8 protein-coding genes are annotated in these 11,714 nt (G+C 38.6%); 3 read left to right on the forward strand and 5 right to left on the reverse strand.

Features of this window, described 5'->3' with window-relative positions; translation table 11 throughout:
- Positions 1-50: 50 nt before the first annotated feature.
- The 4 genes from rpsA to serC form a co-directional block, all read right to left on the reverse strand.
- Positions 51-1,724 (reverse strand): 30S ribosomal protein S1, encoded by a 1,674-nt coding sequence (gene rpsA, locus AACU98_RS02480; protein ID WP_004244586.1) that lies wholly within the window; start codon positions 1,722-1,724, stop codon positions 51-53.
- A gap of 181 nt (positions 1,725-1,905) precedes the next feature.
- Complete coding sequence (gene cmk, locus AACU98_RS02485; RefSeq protein WP_004244585.1) at positions 1,906-2,583, reverse strand: (d)CMP kinase; 678 nt, start codon at positions 2,581-2,583, stop codon at positions 1,906-1,908.
- A 288-nt stretch (positions 2,584-2,871) separates the two neighbouring features.
- Positions 2,872-4,158, reverse strand: a complete 1,287-nt coding sequence (gene aroA, locus AACU98_RS02490) for a 3-phosphoshikimate 1-carboxyvinyltransferase (RefSeq protein WP_004252010.1) — start codon at positions 4,156-4,158, stop codon at positions 2,872-2,874.
- 196 nt (positions 4,159-4,354) lie between these two features.
- Entirely contained in the window at positions 4,355-5,443 is a 1,089-nt protein-coding gene (gene serC / locus AACU98_RS02495) for a 3-phosphoserine/phosphohydroxythreonine transaminase (RefSeq protein WP_004244582.1), read from the reverse strand.
- Positions 5,444-5,579: 136 nt separating this feature from the next.
- Between serC and AACU98_RS02500 the strand changes: the two genes are divergently transcribed.
- Positions 5,580-7,010 (forward strand): MFS transporter, encoded by a 1,431-nt coding sequence (locus AACU98_RS02500; protein WP_161734695.1) that lies wholly within the window; start codon positions 5,580-5,582, stop codon positions 7,008-7,010.
- A 136-nt stretch (positions 7,011-7,146) separates the two neighbouring features.
- Positions 7,147-8,400 carry a two-partner secretion domain-containing protein gene (locus tag AACU98_RS02505; RefSeq protein WP_161734698.1) on the forward strand — a complete coding sequence of 418 codons (1,254 nt, stop codon included), beginning with the start codon at positions 7,147-7,149 and terminating at the stop codon, positions 8,398-8,400.
- 74 nt (positions 8,401-8,474) lie between these two features.
- On the opposite strand, the gene ansB is transcribed toward AACU98_RS02505, so the two are convergent.
- The gene (ansB, locus tag AACU98_RS02510) at positions 8,475-9,512 is read right to left on the reverse strand and encodes an L-asparaginase 2 (protein ID WP_004244579.1); all 1,038 of its coding nucleotides are present in this window, start codon (positions 9,510-9,512) and stop codon (positions 8,475-8,477) included.
- A gap of 227 nt (positions 9,513-9,739) precedes the next feature.
- Here ansB and ycaO point away from each other — a divergent pair, with 227 nt between their 5' ends.
- Entirely contained in the window at positions 9,740-11,497 is a 1,758-nt protein-coding gene (gene ycaO / locus AACU98_RS02515) for a 30S ribosomal protein S12 methylthiotransferase accessory factor YcaO (RefSeq protein ID WP_036971369.1), read from the forward strand.
- Positions 11,498-11,714: the final 217 nt, after the last annotated feature.

Below are 11,714 nucleotides of genomic sequence, written 5' to 3' on the forward strand. Positions count from 1 at the left end.
CTACCGATAAATAGGCAACGACTCTCGTTGCCTTCCGTTAATAACTTAAATTATTCGCCTTTAGCTGCTTTGAAAGCTTCAGCCATAGCGTTGTTTGAAAAACCAGCTTCTTCTTTGTTGTTTACAGAAGCGATAGCGTCTTTCTCATCTGCTTCGTCTTTAGCACGAACAGACAGGTTGATAACGCGGTTTTTACGGTCAACACCAGTGTATTTAGCTTCTACAGCATCGCCAACATTCAGAACCAGAGTTGCATCTTCAACGCGGTCACGTGAAGCTTCTGAAGCACGTAGGTAACCTTCAACGCCGTCAGCTAATTCTACAGTTGCGCCTTTAGCATCAACAGCAGTTACTTTACCAGAAACAATAGCACCTTTTTTGTGAGCAGACAGGTAATTATTGAATGGATCTTCTGATAATTGTTTAACGCCCAGAGAGATACGCTCACGCTCAGCGTCAACTTGCAGTACTACTGCAGCGATTTCGTCGCCTTTTTTGTACTCACGAACAGCTTCTTCACCTGCAACATTCCAAGAAATGTCAGATAAGTGAACCAGACCGTCAATACCACCGTCTAAGCCGATGAAGATACCGAAGTCAGTGATAGACTTGATTTTACCTTCAACACGGTCGTTTTTGTTGTGAGTTTCTGCGAATTGCTGCCATGGATTTGCTTTACACTGTTTCAGACCCAGTGAAATACGACGACGTTCTTCATCGATGTCAAGAACCATAACTTCAACAACATCACCAACATTAACAACTTTAGATGGGTGAATGTTTTTGTTAGTCCAATCCATTTCAGAAACGTGTACCAGACCTTCAACGCCTTCTTCGATTTCTACGAAGCAACCATAGTCAGTCAGGTTAGTTACACGACCAGTCAGTTTAGTACCTTCTGGATAACGTTTAGCGATAGCTACCCATGGATCTTCGCCCAGTTGTTTCAGACCTAATGATACGCGAGTACGCTCACGGTCGAATTTCAGGACTTTAACAGTGATTTCGTCGCCAACATTGACAATTTCGCTTGGGTGTTTAACACGTTTCCAAGCCATATCAGTGATGTGCAGTAAGCCGTCAACACCGCCCAGATCAACGAATGCACCGTAGTCAGTAAGGTTCTTAACGATACCTTTAACTTCCATGCCTTCTTGCAGGTTTTCTAACAGTTGATCACGTTCTGCGCTGTTCTCAGATTCGATAACCGCACGACGAGACACAACAACGTTGTTACGTTTTTGGTCTAATTTGATGACTTTGAACTCAAGCTCTTTGTTTTCCAGATGAGTTGTATCGCGAACTGGGCGAACGTCTACCAGTGAACCCGGTAAGAACGCACGAATGCCGTTCAGTTCAACAGTGAAACCACCTTTAACTTTACCGTTGATGATACCAACAACAGTTTCGTTTTCTTCGTAAGCTTTTTCCAGCATCAGCCACGCTTCGTGACGTTTAGCTTTCTCACGAGACAGAACGGTTTCACCGAAGCCATCTTCAACCGCGTCCAGAGCAACGTCAATTTCGTCACCCACTTGGATTTCTAATTCGCCTTGCGCGTTTTTGAATTGTTCTACAGGAATCGCAGATTCTGATTTCAGACCTGCATCAACCAGAACAACGTCTTTATCGATAGCAACAACAACGCCACGAACGATTGCACCTGGACGAGTTTCGATTGTTTTTAGGGATTCTTCAAAGAGTTGAGCAAAAGATTCTGTCATGTTAATGATCTTCAAGTAAATTTAATTAACGTCCATTTAGCATCCGGCCGAATGGGGTTGTTTCACATACCTCGTTACATCCTTTGTGACAAGGTCATCGGGCATTATTGTGTATTCATTAACACGTCAACCCGATTTTAATAATTACCTAGTATAAATGAAATAAAAACGAATTACGCTGTTAATTGCAGATTTTTTTCGCATAAGCTAACGATTTTTCAATAACTTCATCAATAGATAAGCTTGTTGAATCGAGAATTAATGCATCTTTTGCCGCAACCAAAGGCGCTACTGCGCGATTTCTATCACGATAATCACGCTCTTTTATCTCGGATAAAAGGCGTTCAAAGTTAACATTAAAGCCTTTCTCCTGCAACTGTAACATGCGACGACGTGCACGCTCTTGCGCACTGGCATCAAGAAATATTTTTACTTGCGCATCAGGAAAAACGATTGTGCCCATATCTCGGCCATCAGCAATTAATCCCGGTGCAGTACGAAATGCACGCTGACGGCGTAATAATGCTTCTCTTACGCGAGGAAACGTTGCTGCTTGTGACGCTGTGTTGCCAACGGTTTCAGTACGAATTTCGGTTGAAACATCTTCACCTTCCAGAATAACACTTAATCCATTTTCATTAGGAATAAAGCGCACATCCAAATTCGCCGCTAAAGGCACTAATGCATCTTCTGATGTAATGTCCACATGATGATGTAATGCTGCTAATGCTAATACACGGTAAATAGCACCGGAATCAAGTAAATGCCAACCAAAGGCTTTTGCTAATGCTTGACACAATGTTCCTTTACCTGCTCCGCTAGGCCCATCAACAGTAATTACAGGGACGATAACCGCCATGAGTTTCTCCTTTTCATGGGCACTGTTTTTCTATATTTACTGCCGTGAACCTATGGCGTTCTACAACATAAGCTCTAAACAGAGAAAAACAGTATTAATATATTGCGCGTCATTATACGCATACTCTCTAGAGGAGGAAACAAGCAGTTAAAAACAAGCTGTGCTTTTTAAAGATAATTTTTTATTAATCTACTTATTTATAGAATAAAAACACGCTTAAATTAAGAAAATCGATAGTATCGTACTAGAGAAAAGCCAATACTATCGATTTAATTGATGCTATTTTAATTAAACTTTTGCATGAGAAATACTTGCTAGTTTTTCAAAATAGTCAGGGAATGTTTTTGCCGTACAGCCAGGATCAAGAATAGTAATCGGCGTGTTAGACAATGCCACCAGTGAAAAACACATAGCTATCCGGTGATCATTATAGGTTTTTATTTCAGCCGTCGTTAACTGTTTAGGCGGTATCACAGTTAAGTAGTCGCGACCTTCGTCAACCATCGCACCAACTTTACGTAATTCTGTCGCCATGGCAGATAGACGGTCAGTCTCTTTTACCCGCCAGTTATAGATATTACGGATAGTCGTTTCACCCTCAGCAAAGAGCGCTGTCGTAGCAATTGTCATTGCCGCATCAGGAATAGTATTCATATCCATATCTATCCCTTTTAACTTGCCACGTTCACACTCTATATAATCGTCACCCCAACGTATTGTAGCCCCCATTTTTTCAAGCACAGACGCAAAATGGATATCACCTTGCAAGCTATTTTTACCAATTCCTGTTACTCGCACAACCCCTCCTTTAATGGCGGCTGCCGCCAAAAAATAAGAGGCAGAGGATGCATCTCCTTCAACCAAATATTTACCCGGAGATTGATATTGTTGACCACCTTTAATCATAAAACGCTGATAGTTTTGATTTTCAATTTCTCCACCAAAAGTGGAGATCAAGGCTAACGTGATATCAATATAAGGTTTAGAGACTAACTCACCTTTAATGGTAATAGTGGTGTCTTGCTGAGCTAAAGGCGCCATCATTAGTAATGCGGTCAGAAATTGGCTGGAAACGGTGCCATCAACATCAACACTCCCGCCCGAAAATCCCCCACAAACACGTAGCGGCGGATAGTCCGTTTGTTCAAGATAATCAATCTTTGCCCCCCCTTGACGTAACGCATCCACTAAATGACCAATAGGACGCTCTTTCATGCGAGGCTCACCCGTAAGAACAATATCGTGCTCTCCGAGGCTTAAAGCTGCCGCCAATGGGCGCATCGCTGTTCCTGCATTGCCTAAAAAGAGTTCAAGTGGCTGCTGGGGATGAAAAGAACCTGCTAACCCTTCAATATCACATACCGTATTATTATTTGATAATTGATATTGTACCCCTAAGGCAGTTAATGCATTGAGCATATGACGAATATCATCACTATCTAATAAATTAGTTAAACGCGTTTTTCCCTTGGCTAAGGCTGCCAATAAAAGTGCACGGTTAGAGACACTTTTTGAACCGGGTAAATTGATAGTGCCTTCAATATGTACGATGGGTTGTAATGTCAACGATTCCATAAACAGGTAAAAGCTCCGCTAGATAAGTCAAAATAGGTAGAGACGCTGTGTAATAATGTCAAATAGTATGATTATCGTAATTAATATTTATCTATTTGCCATATTGGCACAGAGATAACAGTTATTGGCTCTCTGTGCTTTAATTATCAGAAAACCTGCCAATAAGGCAGGTTTTGCAGCAGTGAAAAGGTAACCATTAAGCGTGGCGACGCTCAAAATCAGCCATAAAATCAACTAATGCTTGTACACCAGCAAAAGGCATTGCGTTATAAATAGATGCACGCATACCGCCTGAAACACGGTGCCCTTTCAGCGCAACTAATCCTTGCTCTTCAGCTTCTTTTAAGAAAACCGCATCTAAAGCAGGAGAAGACATTTGGAAAGGTACGTTCATCAAAGAGCGGTTTTCTGTGGCAATACGGTTAATATAGAAATCACTGTTATCAATCGCACTATAAAGCAGTGTCGCTTTCTCATAATTGCGTTTTGCTATCTCTTGCAAGCCACCTTGCTCTTTTAACCATTTAAACACCATGCCTGATAAGTACCAAGCAAAAGTCGGCGGTGTATTAAACATGGAGTCATTTTCAGCCAGTACTGTGTAATCAAACACTGAAGGGGTTTCTTTACGTGCTTTACCCAGTAAATCTTCGCGAATAATTACCAGTGTTAACCCCGCAGGACCAATATTTTTTTGTGCTCCAGCGTAAATCATGCCAAAACGGCTAACATCAAGTGGCTGAGATAAAATAGCGGAAGAGTAGTCGGCAATAACAATTTTTTTATCATCAAAATCCGGCTCTTCGTGGATAGCAATCCCATCGATAGTCTCATTTGGGCAATAATGCACATAGGCTGCATTATCACTTAATTGCCACTCTTTCATTGGCTTAACCGCGATTTTACCGTCAATTTCTGTCTTTATTTTAATGATATTAGGTGAACAATATTTTTCCGCTTCATCGGCAGCACTTTTAGCCCAATATCCTCCATCGATATAATCAGCGGTGGTTTTCTCACCTAATAAATTAAGCGGTAATGCCGCAAAATGACCACGAGCGCCACCATGACAGAACAGAATTTTATAATTTTCTGGTACATTGAGTAGATCCCGTAGATCTTGCTCTGCCTGATGGGCAACCTCCAAAAATTCTTTACTGCGGTGGCTGATCTCCATAACAGAACGCCCTAATCCGTGCCAGTTGCATAATTCTAATTCTGCACGACGAAGAACTTCTGCCGGTAACATGGCCGGACCTGCACTAAAGTTATATACCTGACTCATTCAAATTCACCCTATCTGAATATGTTTTGACAAAACGACCTCTATCGGTTGTATCATTCTCCTCTAATTGGCGCAATGACTTTTGTAAACTTACGTATTATGTGTAGCACACAAAAATAATCGTTAGGAGTATTTTATGTCGGGGAGTCAGTATAAAAAGGAAGATGCGAGCTGGGGAATGCTACTTAAAGGACGAAATAGTCTAAAATCACTCGCTTTAGCAGGGGGAGTGGCATTACATGCTATTAATGTCTATATCACCATTACCACCCTACCTTCTATTGTTCGTGATATCGGGGGGCTTAATTTATATGCATGGAATACCACCGTTTTTATTTTGGCATCTATTCTCTCTTCGGCGCTGACTTCTCGTTTATTAATTTTGCTCGCGCCACGTAATAGCTACTTATTTGCCACACTCTGCTTTTTAGTCGGCTCTATTATCTGTGCTACCGCCCCTTCAATGCCAATCTTGTTGGTTGGCCGATTTATTCAAGGTGCGGGAGGCGGAATGTTACTGGCTTTAGCTTATTCATTGGTCAGGGTGATGTTTCCGCAACCATTATGGTCTCGAGCTATGGCGTTAATGTCCAGTATGTGGGGAATATCAACGTTGCTGGGTCCCGCATTAGGAGGAATATTTGCAGAATATAATATTTGGCGGGGTGCTTTTTGGTCTATTCTTTGTGTAGGCATTCCTTATGCTATTCTACTGTTTACTATCCTTCCTAAGGAAAACAGTGCTGATATTGCTAACAAAAAAACATCACTTCCCTACCTACAACTTACCTTATTAATATTAGCAGTGTTATCTATCTCAATCGGTAGCTTGTATCACGTTACGCTATATCATATTTTATCTTTTCTATTAGCAATTATTTTTATCTTATTATTAATTTATATCGATAAGAGATCTCATGATGGGCTTTTTCCTAAAGGAACATTCTCTTTTTCAGCCCCACTATCCCCTATTTATCTGACTATGGCATTGCTAGGAATAAGTGTTCAGACAGAAGTGTTTGTGCCCTATTTTTTACAAATGATCCATGGTATTACTCCGTTACTTTCCGGTTATTTAGCTGCTTTAGTCGGTGCTGGTTGGTCTTTTTCGGCTATTATCTCTTCATCTCAACCAAGCGGTATTGCTCAGCGTCTTATGCGTATCGGCCCTGCCATTAACTTTACTGCCATAATTGTTCTTGGCTTATTAATTTCAAATTATCTTCTTTTACCTTATGGGCAAGTGATTATTATTTGTCTAGCCCTCTTTTTTACAGGTGCAGGAATTGGCATGGCTTGGCCTCATTATCTCACTCGTGTATTACAGGTTTCTCAAGGGGAAGAAGCGCAAAAAGCGGCGACGTCAATCACCACTATTCAGCTATTTTCAACCGCTGTAGGTGCTGCCATTTCAGGTACTGTTGTAAATATGGCAGGATTAACCAACCCCGGAGGTATTGCTGGCGCACAAAATGCAGCCCATTGGTTATTTATTGTATTTTCTATTACCCCACTGATTGCATTTATTACTGCAAAAATCGTTGTTTCCAATATAAGAAAAAATTAATAACATATAACCCAAAAGGCTATTAAAAAAATAGCCTTTTTATTTTTTATAAATAAACGCCTTTTAAACCTGACTATCTTTATTTATGTTTTTAATATCGCTAAATTAGCCCTAAATAATATACAAGGGTAAACATATGAAATTAAGAAATGCAATAATAATTGGCGTAATATACACACCATCAATATGCCAGGCCGTAGAACAAACTAGCTATAAATATATTTCTATTAATCAAGACTCTTCAACAATAGTTAAACCTAATGAAATTAATCCTAAACAAGCAGAAATATTAATAGCACCAAAAAATTCCAAAGGTATTTCTCATAATAAATATGATACATTTGATGTAACTGATGCTGGCATTATTTTAAATAATAAAGAGGTTGCCGCTGAGACTATTATTAATGAAGTGGTTAATGGAGCAACGTCATTCTTAGCGGGGAATATCGCGGTAGCTGGCAATGCAGCTCATGTTGTTATAGCCAACCCAAATGGTATTGAATGCCATAATTGTAGTTTTTCGAATACATTACAAGAAACGTTAACAACAGGGAAACCTGTTATCAATAATAATAATGATGAATTAATCGGCTACCGCTTAGAAAAAGCTATCGCTCCTATAAATAAAGGATATAGGGGTGGAAAATCAATTGATCATATTGGAAAAATTGTATTCAGTAACAAAAATGACCGTAGTTCTAGTCATTCTTTTAATAAACTTAATATCATATCTAATAACATTAAGTTAGAAAACGGCTTTATATCCTCTAAAGGAGATATAAATATTTATTCAGGTAAAAGAGATATAATAATTAAAGAAGGTGAAAGTATCTTAAAACAAGAATACGCCATGCGCTCACATATAAAAAGAAATAATCTCCCCAATCAGATAATATTAGGTGATAAAAATGGTGATCCTAAAAAACAAGGTTTAATCTCTTCTAAAAACATCATTATTAATGCTTCTGATACTACTATTTATAATTATGGTAGTTTAGAAAGTAGTAACCGTAGTAAAAATGCCATACAACTTAATCTAAATAAAACAATATTTAATAACCATGGATATATTCTCGCCAGAGGCGGATATTTAGATCTGCAAAATAAGTCTTTCTTCCACAATATGGAAAGTGGAACTATTGGCATGCAATATTGGCTTAATACTGGTAAAAATAACAATAACTATAGCGAGACATACATAGGGTTAATACCCAAAAATACTATTAGCCAAATGAAAAACTTAACTTTAGATATTAGTGAGGATAGCCAACTGATAAATAATGGTGTTATCAACACTAAACGATTATACACTCGCGATAAAAATATGAATAATATTCAAAACAATAGAGAAGATATCAAAATTTATACTAAATTACGCAAAATTAAATAATATTTAACAAAGAAAACCATCTGCTATTTATCAGCGGATGGTTTTCTGATTTAACTAAAAAACAAAAAATCTAATTAATATTTTTCAAAGTTTTCTTGGATCGTGGCGGGATCTTGTGTTTCTGTCAAAGATAACTGTAATAACACTCTTGCTTTCTGTGGATTTAAACGTTCTGAAGCAATAAAGCCATATTTTGCATCATCTACTTCACCATTTTGTGTGGTAAATCCAACCGGAACACGACTTGAACGAACCACAACAACACCTTTTTTTACACCATCTGCTAAAGTATTTAAGATGTCAGAATATAAGTTACCATTGCCGACACCTGCACTAACAATACCTTTAAAGTGGTTATCTATAAACGCTTTAGCCGGTAAATCAGATGCATTAGCATAGTTATAAACAATACCTACTTTTGGTAATTCGGTTAATTTGCTGACATCAAAGGCAACTTTCTCAGCGCGTGGTGTTGCAGCAGTGTAATAGTGTACTTTACCATCATGAACATAACCTTGAGCACCTGCATTAATCGGCTGGAATGCTTGCACTTCTGTCGTATTCATTTTGACAACATCTTTACCACTAATCACCGAATTATTCATGGTAACTAATACACCACGATTTTCAGATGCTTTATCACTTGCCACCACCACGGCATTATAGAGGTTTAATGGACCATCAGCACCTAATGCTGTTGCTGGGCGCATTGCCCCTACCATCACCACCGGTTTTTTACATGCTGTGGTTAAGTCAAGAAAATAGGCGGTCTCTTCCATCGTATCTGTACCATGGGTTATCACAAAGCCGTCTGTTTTATCACAATCCGTATTAATTTTATTCGCCAGTTTTAACCACACTTGGTCGTTCATATCTTGAGAACCAATATTAACCACTTGCTCGCCTGTTAAGTTAGCCACTTTTTTTGCCTCAGGTACGGCATTAATCAATGTATCAATGCCTAATTTTCCTGCTGTGTAGCTTGAAGAAGTGGCAGAGTCTCCCCCCCCTGCGATGGTTCCCCCAGTTGCGAGGATTGTCACATTAGGTAAAGCAAAAACAGTACCACTAATTACGGTTAATAAGCTGGCTAGCAATGTTTTTCTTATCATTTTTTAATCCTTATGAGTCTATAAAATCGCGTCTAATTATGATGATTTATTATCAGTAATTCCGTGATAAATAGAACGAATTTATCAAAAGAACTAATATATTAGTGCATTAATGATAAGGAATGTTATTTAAAATCAACCGACACGAGAAATAATTAGTGCATTAGCGACGATTTCAGTATCATGTGCCCCTAACTATCACTCGTAAAATATTGATGAAACCTGCCATGTCACAAACATTTATTCCCGGCAAAGATGCCGCACTGGAAGACTCTATCGCTAGCTTTCAGCAAAAATTAACTCAGTTAGGTTTTAACATTGAAGAAGCTTCATGGTTAAATCCTGTTCCTAACGTTTGGTCTGTTCATATTCGTGATAAAGATTGTCCGTTATGTTTTACTAACGGCAAAGGTGCTACTAAAAAAGCAGCATTGGCTTCAGCATTAGGCGAATATTTTGAACGTCTTTCAACCAATTATTTCTTTTCTGATTTCTGGCTAGGTGCTGATATTGCAGAAGGTGAGTTTGTTCATTACCCAAATGAAAAATGGTTTCCACTGACAGATGATGATGCTGTACCTGAAGGCTTATTAGATGCACGTTTACGTCAATTTTACGATCCTGAAGGTGAGCTATGTGGCAGTGAACTGGTTGATTTACAATCAAGTAATTCAGAACGTGGTATTTGTGCCTTACCGTTTATTCGCCAATCAGATAAAACACCTGTATATATACCTGTTAATATCATTGCAAATCTTTATGCATCTAATGGTATGTCAGCAGGAAATACGCAAAATGAAGCTCGAGTGCAAGGGCTTTCTGAAGTGTTTGAACGCTATGTCAAAAATAGAATTATCAGCGAAAGAATTAGCTTGCCTAAAATCCCCCATGAAGTTTTAGCTCGTTATCCTGCTGTTATTGAAGCTATTACGACATTAGAAAAAGAAGGCTTCCCTATTTTTAGTTTTGATGCATCTTTAGGGGGACAATTCCCCGTTATTTGCGTCGTGCTGTTTAACCCACAAAATGGGACTTGTTTCGCTTCTTTTGGTGCTCACCCCGATTTTGGTGTGGCATTAGAGCGTACTGTTACTGAGTTATTGCAAGGCCGTAGCCTTAAAGATCTCGATGTTTTCAATCCACCGAGTTTTGATGATGAAGAAGTCGGTGACCACACTAATCTTGAAACCCACTTTATCGACTCTAGTGGTTTAATTAGTTGGGATCTGTTTAAAAAAGATGCAGACTATCCATTTGTTGATTGGGATTTCAGTGGTTCAACCGAAGAAGAATTCCACACATTAATGTCACTGTGCCAGCAATGTGATGCAGAAGTGTATATTATGGATTATGACCATTTAGGGGTTTATGCTTGCCGTATTTTAGTCCCTGGCTTATCCGATATTTATCCTGCTGAAGATCTGCAACTAGCCAATAACATTATGGGTGTCCATTGGCGTGATACCATTCTTTCTTTACCAACAAGTCATGGCACAAAAGAAGAGTACCTCTCACTTATTGGCCAATTTGATGAAGATGGCTTAGATGACTTTACTCGTATCAGAGAAATGATTGGTATTGCACCGGGTAAAGATAATGGTTGGAGTCATTTACGTGTAGGTGAATTAAAATCAATGTTAGCACTCGCTGGTGGCGATTTAGAACAAGCATTAGTTTGGGTTGAGTGGACACAAGATTTCAACGCATCATTATTTACACCAGCGCGTCAAAATTATTATCGTTGCCTGCATAATCTTTTACTCCTACGTGAAGAGCATGAGCGTGAGCCTGCACAATATATGGAGGCATTTTCTCGTATGTATGGCGAGGAAACACTGCAAGCTGCATTAAATGCAATTGAAGGTAAACAACCTTTTTATGGCTTGCAACCCATAGATCCATCATTAGCGAATTTGCCTGTTCATCAATCTTTATTAGCCGCGTATGAAAAATTACAACAAGCAAAACGTCAATCGAATAAATAACATTATTTTATTTAAGGTTATTTATTAAATAATTATTTTTAACTGATTAATAATCGCTTTGTTTAAAATCAAAACACTCTACTAATAAGTAGAGTGTTTTATTATATATAAAAAATATAACGACAATTTTGCCACCATGACAATTATGTCAAATGACAAAAGTGTCAAATATGTCAAAAGTGACGATTTTAAGTTTTAAATACGACGTAAAAAGATA

The sequence above is a fragment of the Proteus sp. G4380 genome (assembly GCF_963885725.1).
Lineage (GTDB): Bacteria > Pseudomonadota > Gammaproteobacteria > Enterobacterales > Enterobacteriaceae > Proteus > Proteus mirabilis.